This is a genomic window from Sphingomonas sp. PP-F2F-G114-C0414 (genome assembly GCF_003688595.1).
In the GTDB taxonomy this organism is placed as follows: domain Bacteria; phylum Pseudomonadota; class Alphaproteobacteria; order Sphingomonadales; family Sphingomonadaceae; genus Sphingomonas.
The window spans coordinates 524,498-540,021 of sequence record NZ_RCWT01000009.1; the positions used below are offsets into that span (position 1 = coordinate 524,498).

Annotated in this window: 16 protein-coding genes; 5 read left to right on the forward strand and 11 right to left on the reverse strand. The window is 66.3% G+C overall.

Annotation, left to right across the window (positions count from 1 at the left end):
* Positions 1 to 235: 235 nt before the first annotated feature.
* Positions 236 to 1,780 (forward strand): DHA2 family efflux MFS transporter permease subunit, encoded by a 1,545-nt coding sequence (locus C8J47_RS02985; protein ID WP_060526619.1) that lies wholly within the window; start codon positions 236 to 238, stop codon positions 1,778 to 1,780.
* Between the two features lie 94 nt (positions 1,781 to 1,874).
* Positions 1,875 to 2,150, forward strand: coding sequence for a hypothetical protein (locus C8J47_RS02990; protein ID WP_121884375.1), 276 nt, complete (start codon positions 1,875 to 1,877; stop codon positions 2,148 to 2,150).
* Between the two features lie 8 nt (positions 2,151 to 2,158).
* Here the strand turns inward: C8J47_RS02990 and C8J47_RS02995 are convergent, their stop codons facing one another.
* Positions 2,159 to 3,232: a lactonase family protein gene (locus tag C8J47_RS02995; RefSeq protein WP_121884376.1), complete on the reverse strand. Its 1,074-nt coding sequence runs from the start codon at positions 3,230 to 3,232 to the stop codon at positions 2,159 to 2,161.
* 257 nt (positions 3,233 to 3,489) lie between these two features.
* Here C8J47_RS02995 and C8J47_RS03000 point away from each other — a divergent pair, with 257 nt between their 5' ends.
* The gene (locus C8J47_RS03000) at positions 3,490 to 3,828 is read left to right on the forward strand and encodes a hypothetical protein (RefSeq protein ID WP_235529821.1); all 339 of its coding nucleotides are present in this window, start codon (positions 3,490 to 3,492) and stop codon (positions 3,826 to 3,828) included.
* A 43-nt stretch (positions 3,829 to 3,871) separates the two neighbouring features.
* Here the strand turns inward: C8J47_RS03000 and C8J47_RS03005 are convergent, their stop codons facing one another.
* The 6 genes from C8J47_RS03005 to C8J47_RS03030 all read right to left on the reverse strand — a co-directional run bounded on the left by C8J47_RS03005 (position 3,872) and on the right by C8J47_RS03030 (position 11,586).
* Positions 3,872 to 4,141: a hypothetical protein gene (locus C8J47_RS03005; RefSeq protein WP_056051483.1), complete on the reverse strand. Its 270-nt coding sequence runs from the start codon at positions 4,139 to 4,141 to the stop codon at positions 3,872 to 3,874.
* 87 nt (positions 4,142 to 4,228) lie between these two features.
* Positions 4,229 to 5,641, reverse strand: coding sequence for an efflux transporter outer membrane subunit (locus tag C8J47_RS03010; RefSeq protein WP_121884377.1), 1,413 nt, complete (start codon positions 5,639 to 5,641; stop codon positions 4,229 to 4,231).
* Positions 5,642 to 5,651: 10 nt separating this feature from the next.
* Complete coding sequence (locus C8J47_RS03015) at positions 5,652 to 8,843, reverse strand: efflux RND transporter permease subunit (protein WP_121884378.1); 3,192 nt, start codon at positions 8,841 to 8,843, stop codon at positions 5,652 to 5,654.
* Between the two features lie 144 nt (positions 8,844 to 8,987).
* Entirely contained in the window at positions 8,988 to 10,265 is a 1,278-nt protein-coding gene (locus C8J47_RS03020) for an efflux RND transporter periplasmic adaptor subunit (RefSeq protein ID WP_404969238.1), read from the reverse strand.
* A complete protein-coding gene (locus C8J47_RS03025) occupies positions 10,262 to 10,660 on the reverse strand; it encodes a hypothetical protein (RefSeq protein WP_093400325.1) in 399 nt (132 codons plus the stop codon). The genes C8J47_RS03020 and C8J47_RS03025 overlap by 4 nt, the downstream gene beginning before the upstream one ends.
* Before the next feature lie 311 nt (positions 10,661 to 10,971).
* On the reverse strand, positions 10,972 to 11,586 hold the full coding sequence (locus C8J47_RS03030) for a TetR/AcrR family transcriptional regulator (RefSeq protein WP_121884379.1): 615 nt from the start codon (positions 11,584 to 11,586) through the stop codon (positions 10,972 to 10,974).
* A 142-nt stretch (positions 11,587 to 11,728) separates the two neighbouring features.
* Between C8J47_RS03030 and C8J47_RS03035 the strand changes: the two genes are divergently transcribed.
* Positions 11,729 to 12,139: a phasin family protein gene (locus tag C8J47_RS03035; RefSeq protein ID WP_056051472.1), complete on the forward strand. Its 411-nt coding sequence runs from the start codon at positions 11,729 to 11,731 to the stop codon at positions 12,137 to 12,139.
* Between the two features lie 106 nt (positions 12,140 to 12,245).
* Positions 12,246 to 12,602: a PilZ domain-containing protein gene (locus tag C8J47_RS03040; RefSeq protein ID WP_056051469.1), complete on the forward strand. Its 357-nt coding sequence runs from the start codon at positions 12,246 to 12,248 to the stop codon at positions 12,600 to 12,602.
* Between the two features lie 75 nt (positions 12,603 to 12,677).
* Here C8J47_RS03040 and C8J47_RS03045 read toward each other — a convergent pair whose 3' ends face one another.
* The 4 genes from C8J47_RS03045 to phoU all read right to left on the reverse strand — a co-directional run bounded on the left by C8J47_RS03045 (position 12,678) and on the right by phoU (position 15,523).
* The gene (locus C8J47_RS03045) at positions 12,678 to 13,577 is read right to left on the reverse strand and encodes an SDR family NAD(P)-dependent oxidoreductase (protein WP_121884380.1); all 900 of its coding nucleotides are present in this window, start codon (positions 13,575 to 13,577) and stop codon (positions 12,678 to 12,680) included.
* A 95-nt stretch (positions 13,578 to 13,672) separates the two neighbouring features.
* Positions 13,673 to 14,014: a hypothetical protein gene (locus C8J47_RS03050; RefSeq protein ID WP_121884381.1), complete on the reverse strand. Its 342-nt coding sequence runs from the start codon at positions 14,012 to 14,014 to the stop codon at positions 13,673 to 13,675.
* Positions 14,015 to 14,141: 127 nt separating this feature from the next.
* Positions 14,142 to 14,834: a phosphate regulon transcriptional regulator PhoB gene (gene phoB, locus C8J47_RS03055; RefSeq protein ID WP_055873047.1), complete on the reverse strand. Its 693-nt coding sequence runs from the start codon at positions 14,832 to 14,834 to the stop codon at positions 14,142 to 14,144.
* The gene (gene phoU, locus C8J47_RS03060) at positions 14,834 to 15,523 is read right to left on the reverse strand and encodes a phosphate signaling complex protein PhoU (protein WP_056057297.1); all 690 of its coding nucleotides are present in this window, start codon (positions 15,521 to 15,523) and stop codon (positions 14,834 to 14,836) included. Before phoU ends, phoB begins: the two co-directional genes overlap by 1 nt.
* Position 15,524: the final 1 nt, after the last annotated feature.

A 15,524-nucleotide genomic window follows, 5' to 3' on the forward strand; every position in this document is an offset into this window, starting at 1 on the left:
TCCTTGTTTCCCCGCGAAGGCGGGAGCCCAGTCTGGGCTCCCGCCTTCGCGGGGAAACAGGTGTGCGTCGCGCCTGCCTGCTTGCTGCATCTCCCCGGCGGAGGCCGGGGCCCAGTTGGAGAGGTGGCATTAACGGAATGCTGTCTTCCATTAGCAACGTTTCCCGCCTGGGCCCCGGCCTTCGCCGGGGTGATGGCCTAGTTGGGATGTTTTCGGCTCGCCGGAGCGCCACCTGATGGCCGCCCCCTCGGGCCCCGGTCCCGCGCCGCTCGTCGGTGGTTCGCTCGCCCTCACCGCGTTCGCGCTGGCGCTGGGCACGTTCATGCAGGTGCTCGACACCACCATCGCCAATGTGTCGCTGCCGACGATCGCCGGCAACCTCGGCGTCTCCAGCGACAATTCCACCTGGATCGTCACCGCGTTTGCGGTCGCGAACGGCGTCGCGGTGCCGCTGACCGGGTGGCTGATGGGCCGGTTCGGCGTGGTGCGGACGTTCTGCGTCTCGGTGTTCCTGTTCACGATCGCTTCGTTCCTGTGCGGAATCGCGTGGGACCTGCCGTCGCTGATCGGCTTCCGCATCCTCCAAGGCGCGGTGTCCGGGCCGATGATTCCCGGTAGCCAGGCGCTGCTGATCGCGATCTTCCCGGCACACAAGCGATCCACCGCGCTCGGCATCTGGTCGATGACGACGCTGGTCGCGCCGATCATGGGGCCGATCCTGGGCGGCTATATTTCCGACAATTATCACTGGAGCTGGATTTTCCTGATCAACGTTCCGTTCGGGATGTTCTGCGCGTTCGTATGCTGGAACAAGCTCGGCAAACGCGACACGCCGACGCGAAAACTCCCGATCGACCAAGTCGGGCTGATCATGCTGGTGGTGTGGGTCGGCGCGTTGCAGATCGTGCTCGATCTCGGCAAGAACGACGACTGGTTCGCGTCCGAACGGATCGTGATCGCCGCGCTCGTCGCCGCGATCGGGTTCGTCGGCTGGCTGATCTGGGAACTGACCGACGCCAATCCGGCGGTGAACCTGACGCTGTTCAAGAGCCGCAATTTCGCGATCGGGACGATCGCGTTCTGCCTGGGTTACGCGGTGTTCTTCGCCAACACGCTGCTGCTGCCGCTCTGGTTGCAGACGCAGCTCGGCTACACCGCGACCTGGGCGGGGCTGGTGGCGGCACCGTCGGGGGCGGTCGCGGTGATCCTGACGCCGTTCGTCGCGCGGCTTAGCGGCAAGATCGACGCGCGCATCCTGGCGACGGTCGCGTTCGCATCGTTCGGCTACTCCTATTATCTGCGCTCGGGCTACACGACCTATGCGAGCTTCTACGATCTGATGCTGCCGATGCTGGTGCAGGGGATCGCGATGAGCACGTTCTTCCTGGCGATGCTGACGATCTCGTTCGACCGGATCCCGGCCGAGCGGCTGCCGTCGGCAACCGGCATCTCGAACTTCGCGCGAATTACCGCGGGCAGCTTCGCGGCGTCGCTGATCACGACCGCATGGGATCGCCGCGAAACGCTGCACCAGTCGCACTTGTCCGAAGCGGTCGGGTCGGGATCGCCCTATCAGCTGGCGCGGGGTGCACTCACGCGGATGGGGCTGACCGATGTCCAGGCGGCGGGGGCGATCACGCGGCAGATGGTCGGGCAGGCATATCTGCTGGCGTCGACCGACATCTTCCGCGTCTCGGCGTGGCTGTGCGTGGCGCTGATCGCGATCGTCTGGTTCACGCGCCGTCCCACCCCGCAGGAGGGGCCGATCGCGGCGGACTGACACCGATATTAATCATGATCGAAACACAATCGCAACGAGTTGCCTCCTATAAGACAGTCACGACTTCTGAAACGCCTGTGGGGGGCCAGACCAAATGACGATGAAAACAACCGCTTCGCGGCTCGCTGTTGCGTGCCTGCTGTTCGCCGGCGCACCGGCTTGGGCCGGTGAGCGCGTGTGCCTGACGACCGTGAGCAAGCCGCGACTGGTCTGCGACGAGGGCGCCTGCGTCCGCGTCCCGGTCCGCGACCTGTGCGACGCGGTGCAGGCATCCTATCCCGGCAAGCGCCGCATCGCGAAGCCGGTACCGGCGGTCGGTGTCGATCCGGTCCGCAACGAACTGACGATGCTGATCGCCAGCGTCAGCTGATACGGGCGTCAGCTGATAAAGGCGAACGCCGCGCCGGGAACGGCGACGGCGAGGTCGGTCGGGGCGAGGGTCCCGTCCGGCCGGACGTCGAGGATCGTGACGCGGTGATCGCGTTCGTGCGCGACGACCATCCGCCGGCCGTCGTCGAATATCCTGAAGAACCGCGGCGAGGCGCCGCCGCTCGCGACATGCTGGACGAGCGTCGCGTCGCCATTCGGGTCGAGCGCGAAGACCGCGATGCTGTCATGCCCGCGGTTGGACACGTACAACCGATCGCCCACGGCGTTGGCGCCGATATGCGCGACGATATTCTCGCCCTGCCAGCCTTCGGGTAATGTCGACAGTGCCGCCCGGGCGCGCAAGTCGGCACCGTCCACATCGAGTATCACCAGTGTGCTCGACAGCTCGCAGACGAGATACGCCGTCTGGGCATGCGCGGCTGAAAACAGCATGTGCCGAGGCCCCGATCCAGGCGGTGCGGTGAAAGCGGTATGCGGCGTTCCGAGCTTTCCCTCTTTTACATCGACGGCGAACGCGAGGACGGCGTCCGCGCCGAGATCGGCGACATACAGGAACCGGTTGTCGAGGCCGAAGCCGACCCAGTGCGCGTGGGGTGCGGTCTGGCGTTCGGGATTGGGGCCGTTGCCGATGTTCGCGTGGATGTCTGGTGGAGCGATCGGAAGACCTGCCGGATCAAGGCGGTAGAGCGCGGTGCTGCCGCTGGCGTAATTGGCGACGGCAAGGCACGATTGTGTCGCGTCGAGCGCAAGGTGGCAGGGCGCCGCGCCGCCGCTGTCGACCGTGCCGAGCGAGATCCAGGCGTCGTCTGCGCGGCGATAGGTCCCGATCGCGCCGTCATCCTGTTCGTCGACGATATAATGGAGATCGAACCGCGAGGAATAGAACCCGAACGAGGCGTTATGTGCGGTCGCGTCTGCGCGTCCGACCGAGAGGTGATCGACGCCGATCGAAAGCGGGTAAAGACCCATGCCATTGCCGCCCGCGTATGTGCCAATCCATAGCTCCGGCGATCGGGATTCGGGGGTGGCGAACAGTTCAGGCGCGGTTCTGGTCGAGGTCATGTTCGAGCGTCTATCGGCGTTTGACTCCGCCGTCGCACCCAAATCAGCGCTTGAGCACCGCGATCAGTTGCTCGCGGTACAGGCCGGCGAGGTCCTCGTGCATCTGCGCGATCCCGCGGTTGGCGGCGCGGCGGGCGAGGACGGATTGGTCGTCCATGCGGCGTTCGATGATCGAGGGATGCGGGAGAAGATCCATTGCCGCCCTACTGGACCCGCGATGTTTCCGGCCCATGTCCCAAGACGGTTAACGCCCCGAAATGCGCGATATTCCGTGTCGTGGCAGGCTGGTATTGCTGATAGCGTTGTCCTACCGCGAGCCGATGGGCGATCTGGACAGACTGGTTCCTTCGGGGATCATCGAGCAATGGGTGTATCACCTGCGACGGCAGCGATCGCGTGCGTCGGATGCGATCTGGCTGATCGATCAGGGCTTCACGCTGCATGACGGAATGGACGGCGTACCGCAGAACGATGCGACCGCACGCTGGCGCGCCGAACAGGAGACCGTCGTCGAGGAAGTCACCGCGCTGCTCGCGCTGTACGACGGCATCAATCTCGGCAAGATCGACATCGACGCTATCGACGACATCGCTTGAGGGCCGCCGCCACCACTATTGCCGCCGCCAGCGTCCGAAGTGCCTAGCCCGCTTCGCTGTAACTCTCGCGGATAAGCCTGCCGGTGTCATGCAGCGACGTGCTGCGCGGCATTTCCGGGTCGGGCATATCCGTCACCAGCTCGGCGGACGCCGCCAGTTGCAGATGACGCTCGCTGAGCGCCTGATGCGCCGCACGTCCGGCATCCGTACGCGACCGGCTGGCCAGCCGCTGTTCCTGCTCGGCACGGCTGCGATGATAGGCCACCTGCGCCTGCCATGCCTGCGTGCGCGTCGCCGCGTGATCGTCGGTCATAATGTCTCCGCTTCGACCGCGGGTTTGCTGTCGGTTGCTTTATAGAGTGTTAACGCGCTGGTTTATTGCGGCACGGCGCGACGCGCGTCAGACGGGGCGCGGGGTCGGCGTTTGCCAGCCACCCCCCAGCGCACGGAACAGGTCGACCTGCGCGCCAGCGATCCGCGCGTCGGCTGCGGCAAGGTCCGTGTCCGTATCCGCCAATGTACGCTCGGCGTCGAGGACGTCGAGGAAGTCGATCTGGCCTTCGCGCTGGCGGGCGCGGGTGATGCGCGCGGCGGTGGCGGCGTTGTCGTGCGCGGACTGTAGCTGCGTGCGGCGATCGAGTTCGCGGGCGTAGTTCGACAAGGCGGTCTCGGTTTCCTCGAGTGCCGTGAGCACGCTGCCGTCGAAATTGGCGAGTGCGCCACGCGAGTCCGCCTCGGCGCCGGCGATCCGCGCGCGCGCCGCCGACTGGTTGAGCGACCAGTTCAAAAGCGGGCCGAGCAGCCAGCGGATCGGGCCGCCGGTGAAGATGTCGCCGACCCTGAGCGCGGTCGAGCCGATCGATCCGCCGAGCGAGATCTGCGGATAGAGCTGCGAGGTCTGGACGCCGATCCGCGCGGTGGCGGCAGCGAGCCGGCGTTCGGCGGCGTGGACGTCGGGGCGGCGGGCGAGCAGCGCCGCGCCGTCGCCGATCGGGATCGGCTGGTCGAGGCGCGGCGTGGTGGTGCGGGCACCGGCCGTTGCGGGGAGGTCCTGCGGGGTGCGGCCGGTGAGCGTGGCGAGGCGGAAGAGCGCGGCTTGGCGCTCGGCTTCGATCTGCGGGATGTTCGCGGCGCGCTGATCGCGGAGTGCGGCGATGCGGACCTGGTCGAGGCGGGCGGCGCGACCGGCGTCGACGCGCTTGCCGGTCAGCGTGTTCGACTTGTCGAGCAGGTCGACGATCCGTCGCGCGACCGCGAGGCGTTCGGCGGACGAGGCTGCGTCGACATAAGCGCGGGTGGTGGCGGCGACGATCGAGACGCGCACGGCGTCCGCATCGGCTTGCGCCGCGCCGACGTCGCCGCGGGCTGCCTCGACGTTGCGGCGGACTCGGCCGGCGAGATCGACCTCGTAGCTGACGTCTAGGCCAACGTCGTAGGTGGCGCGCTCGCGGTCGAGACCGGGCAGGTTCTGGAGTTGTGAGGTGCGGGCGTAATTGCCGCTCGCGCCCGCGTTTACCTGTGGCTCGCGGTCGGTCTTGGCGCCGCGCAGGGACGCGCGGGCGCTGTCGAGCCGGGCGACGGCAACTCGGAGGTCGGTGTTCGCTGCCAATGCATCCGCGACGAGGCCGTCGAGGACCGGGTCGCGGTACATCCGCCACCAGTCGTTGTCGGGCGCGGTCGTGATGGTGGCTGCGTTGGCGGTGACGAACGACGCTGCCGCCTTGGGTGGGGTGATCGGCGCGACATAGTCGGGGCCGGCGGCGCAGGCGGCGAGCGTCAGCGCCGAGAGGCTCGCGAGGAGGGCGGACTTCATGATGCTGGTCCTATTCGGCTGGCTGAAGGGTCGCGGCGGGACCGTTGGTATCCGGGGCTGGGCGGCGGCGTTCGAACCGCAGCGCCAGCGCCCGTGCGACGACATAGAAGGTGGGGGTGAAGAGCAGCCCGAACCCGGTCACGCCGATCATCCCGAAGAACACCGCGGTCCCGAGCGCCTGGCGGAGTTCCGCACCGGCACCGGTCGCGATCACCAGCGGCACTGCGCCGAGGATGAACGCGAAGCTCGTCATCAGGATCGGCCGCAACCGGTCCTTCGCTGCGCGGACCGCGGCCTCGACCGGGGTGAGGCCGTCCTGTTCCTCGGCCTGCTTGGCGAACTCGACCACGAGGATCGCGTTCTTCGCGGCGAGCGCAATCAGCACGACCAGGCCGATCTGCGTGAGGACGTTGTTGTCCATGCCCCGCAGGTTCACGCCGGTCATCGCCGCGAGCAGACACATCGGCACGATCAGGATGATCGCGAGCGGCAACGTCAGGCTCTCATATTGCGCGGCGAGCACGAGGAAGACGAACACCACCGCCATGCCGAAGACGAGCGCGGCGGTGCTGCCGGCGGCCTTCTGCTGGTAGGCGATGCCGGTCCATTCATGCGCGTAGCCGGCGGGCAGCGACGTATCGGCGAGCTTCTCCATCGCGACCAGCGACTGGCCCGAGGAATAGCCCTTGGCGGTGTCGCCATCGACCTCGACCGCTGGGAAGAGGTTGTAGCGGACCACGCGGTACGGGCCGGTCTTGTCCTTGAACGTCGAGACCGAGCCGACCGGGACCATCTGGCCCGAGTTCGAGCGCGTCTTGAGGTTGGCGATGTCCGCGGTGGTGTTGCGGAACGGCGCGTCGGCCTGTGCCGTGACGCGGTAGGTGCGGCCGAGCAGGTTGAAGTCGTTGACGAACGCCGAGCCGAGATAGACCTGCAACGCCTCGAACACGCGCTCCGGGGGGACGCCCAAGAGGTTGGCCTTGGCGCGGTCGACGTCGGCGAAGATGCGCGGCGTGGCGGTGTCGAAGAACGTGTAGATCTGGGCGAGACCCTTGGTCTGGTTCGCCTGGCCGATCAGCGCGTAGCTCGTCTTGCCGAGGTCGGCGTATCCGTGGCCGCCCTGGTCCTGCACCATCAGGCGATAGCCGCCGGCCGAGCCAATGCCCTGGATCAACGGCGGTGGGACGATCAGCAGGCGGGCTTCGGTGATATCGCCGGTCGCCTTCTGCGACTCCGCCATGATGCTGGCGAGGGTGACGCCGAGCTTCTTGCGTTCCTCGAAGCTCTTCAGCGGGATGTACGCGGCGGCCGAGTTGGGGGCGAGCGTCTGCGAGGGGCCGTCGAAGCCCGCGAGCATGACCGCGCCTTTGACGCCGGCGAGCGGGAGAATGCGTTTCGCGACCTTCTGCATCACTGCGTCGGTGCGCTCGACCGACGAGCCGGGCGGAAGCTGGATGACGGTCAGGAAATAGCCCTGGTCCTGTGCTGGGACGAAGCCCGACGGCGTGATCGTGAACACGCCAACGGTGACCGCGATCAGTGCTGCGTAGGCGATCATCATCCGCTTCGGGGCGGTGACCAGGCGCGCGGTGAGGCGGGCATAGCTCTCGCTCATCCGCTCGAACCCGCGGTTGAAGGCATCGCCGGCACGTCGCACGGTACGGGTCAGGCGGTTGCCGGAGTCGGCGGGGGCAGTCGGCTTGAGGAGCATCGCGGCGAGTGCGGGCGACAGCGTCAGCGAGATCAGCAGCGAGATGATCGTCGCGGTCGAGATCGTCACCGCGAACTGGCGGTAGAACGCGCCCGAGAGCCCGGTGAGGAACACGGTCGGGATGAACACCGCGCAGAGCACGAGGACGATCGCGACCAGCGCGCCCGACACTTCGTCCATCGACGTGCGCGCCGCCTCCAACGGGGAGAGCCCGTGCTCGAGGTTGCGCTCGACATTCTCGACCACGACGATCGCATCATCGACGACGATGCCGATCGCGAGGACGAGGCCGAACAGCGAGAGGTTGTTGAGGCTGTACCCGGCGGCGGCGAGCACCGCGAAGGTGCCGATCAGCGATACCGGGATCGCCACGATCGGGATGATCGCCGCGCGCCACTTCTGCAGGAAGACGAGGATGACGAGCACAACGAGGACCATCGCCTCGAAGAGTGTGTGCTTCACCGCGTCGATCGACTGCGCGATAAACTCGGTCGGGTTGTAGATAACCTTGTATTCGAGACCCTTGGGGAAGCGCTTCGACATGCTTTCCATCTCGGCGGTGACGGCCTGCGCCGCGCCGAGTGCGTTCGAGCCGGGACGCTGGAAGACCGCGGCGATGACCGTGGGCTTACCGCTGAGATAGGTGTTGGCGCCATAATCCTGCGCGCCGAGTTCGACGCGGGCAACGTCGGAAACGCGGACCTGGCGGCCTTGGGCGTCGGTGCGGATGACGACGTCGGCGAACTGCTTGGGATCGGTAAGGCGGCCCTGCGTCTCGACGTTGAGCTGGAACGCGCTGTTGCCCTTGTCGTACGGCGGCTGGCCGAGCGTGCCCGCGGCGACCTGGACGTTCTGCGCGCGCAGAGCGGCGACGATTTCGCCGGCGGTGAGGTCGAGCGCGGCGGCGCGGCCGGGATCGATCCAGATGCGCATGGAGTAATCGCGCGCGCCGAACAGCTGCACGTCGCCGACGCCGTCGATGCGACTGAGGCGATCGCGGACCTGGGTCAGCGCATAGTTGGAGATATAGCCGCGATCGAGCGAGTTGTCGGGCGAGACGAGGTTCACCACCATCAGGAAGTCGGGCGACGTCTTGCGCGTCACCACGCCGAGACGCTGGACGTCCTCGGGCAGGCGCGGGACGGCGACGGCAACGCGGTTCTGGACGAGCACCTGGGCGGCGTCGAGGTTGGTGCCGATCTTGAAGGTGACGGTGATCGTCACCTTGCCGTCGCCGGTCGATTGCGACGACTGGTACAGCATGTTGTCGACGCCGTTGATCTCCTGCTCGATCGGCGCGGCGACGGTCTCGGCGACCGTCTCGGCCGAAGCGCCGGGATAGGTCGCGCTGACGGTGACGGTGGGGGGGACGATGTCGGGATATTGCGACACCGGCAGCGTCATATAGGCGATCGCACCGACGATCGTGATGATCACCGCGATCACGCCCGCGAAGATCGGCCGGGTGATGAAGAAGCGCGAGAAGCGCATGGGAATTTCCTCGGTAGAGGGGCGATCCGTCCGCGCACGCCCCGTCATCCTGACGAAAGTCAGGACCCAGGGTTACTCAGCGGGACGTCTCGAACTCTGGGTCCTGACTTTCGTCAGGATGACGGAATTGGTCGGGTAACGACGTTACTTGGCGAGCGTGGCCTCGCCCGAGATGGGCTGGACCGACGCTGGCGCCGTCGTACCCGAGGCCACCACGATCCGGCCGACCTTCGGCGCCACGGTCGCGCCGGGCATCGCCATCTGCGTACCCTGGATGATGATCCGATCGTTCGGCCCGATCCCCGAGCGCACGATCCGCAACCCATCGACCACCGGGCCAAGTTCGACGGGCTTCTGGCTCACGACGTTCTTCGCATCGATCGTCAGCAGAACTTTCCGCGCCTGATCGGTCTGCACCGCATCGTCGGGCACCAGCAGCGCCTGCCGCGTTCCCGCACTGGCGAGGCGCATGTTGCCGAACATGCCCGGCGTCAGGAAATACCCCGGGTTGGCGAGGACCGCACGGCCGCGGATCGTGCCCGACCGCTGGTCGAGCCCGTTGTCGGTGAAGTCGAGCTTGCCCTTCCAGCGATGCTCGGTCTCGTCCTGCAACTGGATCTCGACCGCCGCCGGCGTCGTGCCGGGCTGCCGTGCGCGCTGCGTCTTGAGGTACAGCGCCTCGGAGCCATCGAAGGTGAAGTAGATCGGGTCGAGCGCGTTGATCGTCGTCAGCACCGTGCCGCCGGTGCCTTCGCCGCCCGCGACCTGGTTGCCCGCATCGACGCGGCGATCGGAGATACGACCGCCGATCGGTGCGCGAACCTGGGTGAAGCCGACGTCGAGCGCGCGGGCACGTTCGCGAGCTTGCGCCGCGGCAAGTGCAGCCTGGGCTGCTTCGAGCCGGCCGCGAAGGGCGTCGACTTCGCCGGCGGAGACCGCTTCGTCAGCGACGAGCCGTTGCGCGCGACCAAGATCGGTACGTGCCAGCGACAAGGCGCTGCGTGCGCTCGCGACGTTGGCATGCGCCTCAGCCAGAGCCGCCGCGAACGGGCGGGAGTCGATCGTGAAGAGCAACTGCCCCTTGCTGACGATCTCGCCGTCGCGGAAATGGATGCCGGTAACTTCGCCGGCAACGCGCGGACGGATCTCGACGGTGCGGCTCGGTGCGAAGCGGCCGACATAATCGTCCCACTCGCTGACCTGCCGCACGAGCGGTGAGGCCACCGTAACGGAAGCGGGCGGCGGTGCTGCCATCGCCGCGTCGGGATGATCGAACATCTTCACGCCGACCGCGCCGAGCAGCGCGATCGGCACGAGCACCATCGCGCCACGCTGCCATGCGGGTCGTCGGTGACGGTCGGCGGGCGGCGACGCGACGACGTCGGCGTCGTTCGCGGCCGTGATCGTGGTAAGTTGGTTCACGCTGCGATGCTCCGCTTCTGCTGGATGCCGACGCGCATGCCGGTCACGCTCTCGACGAGCGTCTCGATCTGTGCCTCGGCAAAACCGGCGGCGAGGAAGCCTTGGATCTCGGCCATCGGCAGCGCGAAGCCGCGGCGCCAGGCGTACACGGCCATCCGCCGCAACGCCTCGAGCCGGGGGTCGGCGAGCCGCGACGCGGTGCTCAGGCCGAACAGGCTGCCCATCGCCCGCGACATGCGGCTCGGGCCGGACAGGCTGCGCAACGTGTCGCGCTTGGCGAGCGCGATGACGCTCCATTCCAGCGCGGAAAAGCCGGTCGGGGCAGGGGCTGCCACGGCCTGCGTGCGGCTGGTGACGGGCGAAGCGAACATGTTGTCGAGGTCGAGATAAGCCATGGGATTGTCCCCCTTTTGATCTTGGGCAAGCGCTGGCCTTCGTCGGTGGACGGTCCACCGACGTCAGCTGGTCGCAGGGCGTGAGCGGTCGTTGCCGGCACATCACCGTGCCGCGCTTGCCCGCTTGGAAATTTCGAAAGTTCGGCCGAAGCCTAGGTTTTAACCGTGGTCATGGGTTGGTGTCCCCGGTTGCCCCATCCGAAGTAGGAGAGAGCTTCGATACCAGTCGGTATATAAACCTGGCGTTCATCTAGTCAACAAGACTTTTGTACCGGCCGGTATTTTTTCCCGCGGCGCGGCAGAAACCGTGTCTATTTGGTTGGCCACATGAGCATGCTGGTCTCGACAAGCTGCTGGAGCTCAGTGCAGCTAGCGCCCGAGCCGGCCTGGATCGACAGCCCCTGCATGATCGCGAACAGGTAGCGCATCAGTGCATGCGACTCGAGACCCTCAGGGAACTCGCCCGCAGCCTTGGCTTCGTCGAACCGCTTCATCAGCGCGGCTTCGGACGAGGCGCGACGCTTGGCGACTTCGGCCTTGATCGGCTCGGCTTCCGCACTGCACGCGACGCTGCTGATGACGCTCAGGCAACCCTTGGGGTCGCAGGTGCTCATCTGCATCTGCAACGCGCCGCGCAGGAGGTTTTCCGCTACGGCACGTGCGGTCGGCGCGTCGAGCGCGGACGTCATATAGGCGAGCTTCTCGCGCTCGTAGAGGTCGAGTGCCTTGTGGAACAGCGACTCCTTGTTGCCGAACGCGGCATACAGGCTGGGCTTGGTGATCCCCATCTCGGCGGTCAGTTCCGCCATCGACGCGCCCTCATAGCCGTTGCGCCAGAATACGCGCAGCGCACCCGCCAACGCCTGGTCGAGATCGAACTCGCGGGGGCGGCCCTTGGGGGCGGTGAGCGTGCAAAGCCTATTCATACCGGTCGGTATATAGGGCCGACACGTCAAAAGGTCCAGTTACCGCAAGATCATACTGGCGATCGGTGTTTCGTTTGTGCAACCATTGCGGCGCGCGCCGGTTGAAAGAGCGGTGACCGGTGGAATCGAAAGGAACGAGATCATGGCCGACGAAGTCAAAAGCGCGATCGATCAGGGTGCGGACTATGCGAAAGCGACCGCCGACCGGATTCGCGAAGGCGCCGACACCGCGCGGGCCAGCTTTTCTGAGAAGGTCGCCGAGCCCGCCAAGCGTGCCGGCGAGGCGATGAAGCAATCGGGCGAGAAGATCGCCGAGGGCGGCGCGACGATCGGCAAGACGATGATCGATCAGGCCGAGCAGAACGCGCGCGAAGCGTTCACCGCGATGCGCGAAGCCGCAAGCGCCAAGGACCTTCAGCAGGTCATGAAGATCCAGGGGGACTATCTGCGCGAGCAGAGCCAGCGCAGCATGAGCCAAGCGCGCGAGATCGGCGAGTTGATCATGCGCTTCGGCAAGGATGCGGTCGCGCCGCTGCGGAACGGCGACACGTAACAGTCGCCGTATGTCGGTCCGGGACGTCTTGTTGGGCAGGGTGTCCTGGTTCGGTCTTGAGCTGAAAGGCTTCGGATCATCTCCCGCACTCCTGCAGACGTGAGCGATGCAACCTTCGACATTCCTTGGACGGGCGACGCGGACCAGCGTCATGTTGAGTGCGGATGTTTTTCAGGCCGGCCGAGCGGGTAGTACCGCTCACCGGGTGACCAACATCTCCGAGATGGGGATGTGCATCGTGCAACCCGTCAAAATGGCCGTGGGCGACGTGGTCGTGCTGGTGATCGGCAGGGTCGAGCATATGGTCGCCGATGTGATGTGGGTGAGGGCGGGCCTTGCCGGATTGCGGTTCCACGAGCCGATCGATCTTGCGCTTGCCAGAGCGCGACGGGTGGCAGGGCACGTCGTTGCCCCACCCTCCGCCGGTTGGCTGGCGGCGTTGAACGACCCTTACGCCAAGTGACTCGAGGGGCATAAGGCCTCAGCCCGCACATGCCGTGTTGTCCGTGGCCGACGGCGATGCACGGGTGCAGGAATTCTAGCGACCCTGTAGTTTGGCCAGGATGCTCATCGACTGTTCCGACCCCGACTGGGGGATGATTTCCCCGGCACGGTCGATGATCGCGTCCCAATGTGCGGCGACCCCTTCGACCGACAGATCGTCGCCGGTCAGCAGTTTGCCTTGCGTCAGCGTAACATACGCAGCCTGGAACACGCCCGCGCCGGCGCCGACAATCATATTGTTGGGCGCATCCTCGGACACGAGGAACACCGCGGCGGGGGCGACCTTGTCGGGGGAGAAGGCCTTGAACGCTTCCTCCGGGAAGATGTCCTGCGTCATGCGCGTGCCCGCGGTCGGCGCGATCGTGTTGACCTTGATGTTGTTCTTCGCGCCTTCGATCGCGAGAGTCTTGGTCAGGCCGGCGAGGCCGAGCTTGGCGGCACCGTAGTTCGCCTGACCGAAATTGCCGAAGAGACCGGTCGACGACGCGGTCATCAGGATGCGGCCGTAATTCTGGCTGCGCATCGTGTCCCATACCGCCTTGGTGGCGTTGGCCGATCCGTTGAGGTGGACGTCGACGACGAACTTGAAGTCGGCTGGCTCCATCTTGGCGAAGCTCTTGTCGCGCAGCACGCCGGCGTTGTTGATGAGGACGTGCACGCCGCCCCATTTCTCCGAGGCGCGGGCGACCATCTCGACCATCTGCTCGTAGTCGGTGACGCTGCCACCGTTCGACATCGCCTCGCCGCCCGCCGCTTCGATTTCCTCGACGACCTTCAGCGCAGCGTCGGAATGGCCGGTACCGTCGCGCGAGGCGCCGAGATCGTTTACGATGACCTTCGCACCACGACGGGCGAGTTCGAGCGCGTATTCGCGACCGAGACCGCCGCCTGCGCCGGTGACGATCGCGACCCGATTTTCAAAGCTGATAGACATGGAAAAGGCGCCCCTCTCTTATAGTTGGAGCGCCTTTCCTAGAACGTAAAGCCAGCTAGGCAAGCGGCAGGATTACCTGCCGCTTGCCGCCGGACTTACTTGCCGCCGCGGTTGCGGCAGCCGTCCTTGACCGTCTTCGAGCAGACCGGATAGTCGGCCGGTGCTGGCGTCGGCGGCGTCACGGTCGGCTGACCGAAGACGATTTTGCCTGCACCTGCTGGCGGTGCGGGAGGCGCCATCGGCGCGGCTGCCGGTGCGGCGGCATCGGCGGGTGCTGCCGCTGCCGGATCGGCAGGTGCTGGTGCCGCCTGGTCGGCGGGTGCGGCCTGCGCTGCGGGATCGGCGGGAGCCGTCTGCGCTGCGGGATCGGCCGGAGCGGTCTGGGCGATCACGGGCGTCGCGAGAAGAGCGGCGGCGGCGAGAAGAATGGACTTCATACGAATCTCCTAAATGGGTGCACCATTTTGGTAGCGCGACGGTTGAACGCACTAAGTCGCGCTTGGGTCCTTCGTTTCGCAACCGATTCCATTCGGCCCGCCGCTAGACCCATATCGGGACAGCGGTTCAGCCGCCCGTGTCGAGCGAATAGCCCGCCGAACGAACGGTGCGGATGATGTCCGGACGCTCGCCGACGTTGATAGCCTTGCGCAGTCGCCGGATGTGCACGTCGACCGTCCGGCTCTCGATATCGCTGTCATGCCCCCAGACCGCATCGAGCAGCCGTTCGCGCGAGAACACCCAGCCGGGATGCTCGAGGAAATGCTTCAGCAGCCGGAACTCGGTCGGTCCGAGCGACACGACTTCGCCCGAACGGCGGACCTTGTGGCCGACCGTGTCCATCTCGATGTCGGCATAGCTGAGCGCTTCGCCGGCGAGGGCAGGGCGGACGCGGCGCAGCACCGCCCCGACGCGCGCGACCAGTTCGCGCGGCGAGAAGGGCTTGGTCACGTAATCGTCGGCACCGGTTTCGAGACCCCGCACGCGATCCTCTTCCTCGCCGCGTGCGGTCAGCATGATGATCGGCACGTTCTGCGTCTCGGGTGCGCGGCGCAGGCGACGGCACACCTCGATTCCCGACAGCCCCTCGACCATCCAGTCGAGCAGGACGATGTCGGGCACCTTCTCCTTGGCGAGCAGCAACGCTTCCTCGCCATCGGGGGTATGCGCGATCTCGAAATCCTCGCGCTTGAAATGCCAGACAAGCAATTCGGCGAGGGCGGCGTCGTCCTCGACCAGCAGCATCTTCGCGCGTGCCATTATGCCTGCTCCTTCTTTATGCCGCGTTCGCGATCGACCATCTGCGTGCCGGTCGCGGCGAAATAGACCATCTCGGCGACGTTGGTGGCGTGATCGCCGATCCGCTCGAGGTTCTTGGCGACGAACAGCAGATGCGCGACCTGGCCGATCGTCCGGGGGTTCTCGACCATGTAGGTGACGAGCGTGCGGAAAATGCTGTCGTAGAAATCGTCGAGCGCATTGTCGCATTCGACGACGCGGACGGCTTCCTCGGGGTCGCGCGCGGCGAACGCGTCGAGCACGTCGTGGACCATCTCGCTCGCCATCCGGCCCATCGCGGGCAGGATCGAGATCGGCTCGATCCGGTGCTCGCTCTCGATCATCGGTACGCGCTTGGCGATGTTCTTGGCGTAATCACCGATCCGCTCGACGACGCCCGCGATCTTCAGCGCGGCGACGACTTCGCGCAAGTCGACCGCCATCGGCGCGCGCAAGGCGATGATCCGCACGGCCAGCCGCTCGACCTCCGCCTCGATGACGTCGATCTGCTTGTCGGCGACGCGCACTTGCTCCGCGAGCGCGAGGTCGTTGCGTTGCAGCGCCTGCATCGCCTTGTCGATCGCGTCCTCGGCGAGCCCGCCCATCTGCGAGATCAACCCGCGGAGCTCGCCGATGTCGTTGTCGAAGGCCTTGACCGTATGCGTGTTCATG

Excerpts from the sequence above, each read along its gene's own strand:
- C8J47_RS02985 (WP_060526619.1), top strand. The coding sequence starts at position 236 with ATGGCCGCCCCCTCGGGCCCCGGTCCCGCGCCGCTCGTCGGTGGTTCG.
- C8J47_RS02990 (WP_121884375.1), top strand. The coding sequence starts at position 1,875 with ATGACGATGAAAACAACCGCTTCGCGGCTCGCTGTTGCGTGCCTGCTG.
- C8J47_RS02995 (WP_121884376.1), bottom strand. The coding sequence starts at position 3,232 with ATGACCTCGACCAGAACCGCGCCTGAACTGTTCGCCACCCCCGAATCC.
- C8J47_RS03000 (WP_235529821.1), top strand. The coding sequence starts at position 3,490 with ATGCGCGATATTCCGTGTCGTGGCAGGCTGGTATTGCTGATAGCGTTG.
- C8J47_RS03005 (WP_056051483.1), bottom strand. The coding sequence starts at position 4,141 with ATGACCGACGATCACGCGGCGACGCGCACGCAGGCATGGCAGGCGCAG.
- C8J47_RS03010 (WP_121884377.1), bottom strand. The coding sequence starts at position 5,641 with ATGAAGTCCGCCCTCCTCGCGAGCCTCTCGGCGCTGACGCTCGCCGCC.
- C8J47_RS03015 (WP_121884378.1), bottom strand. The coding sequence starts at position 8,843 with ATGCGCTTCTCGCGCTTCTTCATCACCCGGCCGATCTTCGCGGGCGTG.
- C8J47_RS03025 (WP_093400325.1), bottom strand. The coding sequence starts at position 10,660 with ATGGCTTATCTCGACCTCGACAACATGTTCGCTTCGCCCGTCACCAGC.
- C8J47_RS03030 (WP_121884379.1), bottom strand. The coding sequence starts at position 11,586 with ATGAATAGGCTTTGCACGCTCACCGCCCCCAAGGGCCGCCCCCGCGAG.
- C8J47_RS03035 (WP_056051472.1), top strand. The coding sequence starts at position 11,729 with ATGGCCGACGAAGTCAAAAGCGCGATCGATCAGGGTGCGGACTATGCG.
- C8J47_RS03040 (WP_056051469.1), top strand. The coding sequence starts at position 12,246 with ATGCAACCTTCGACATTCCTTGGACGGGCGACGCGGACCAGCGTCATG.
- C8J47_RS03045 (WP_121884380.1), bottom strand. The coding sequence starts at position 13,577 with ATGTCTATCAGCTTTGAAAATCGGGTCGCGATCGTCACCGGCGCAGGC.
- C8J47_RS03050 (WP_121884381.1), bottom strand. The coding sequence starts at position 14,014 with ATGAAGTCCATTCTTCTCGCCGCCGCCGCTCTTCTCGCGACGCCCGTG.
- phoB (WP_055873047.1), bottom strand. The coding sequence starts at position 14,834 with ATGGCACGCGCGAAGATGCTGCTGGTCGAGGACGACGCCGCCCTCGCC.
- phoU (WP_056057297.1), bottom strand. The coding sequence starts at position 15,523 with ATGAACACGCATACGGTCAAGGCCTTCGACAACGACATCGGCGAGCTC.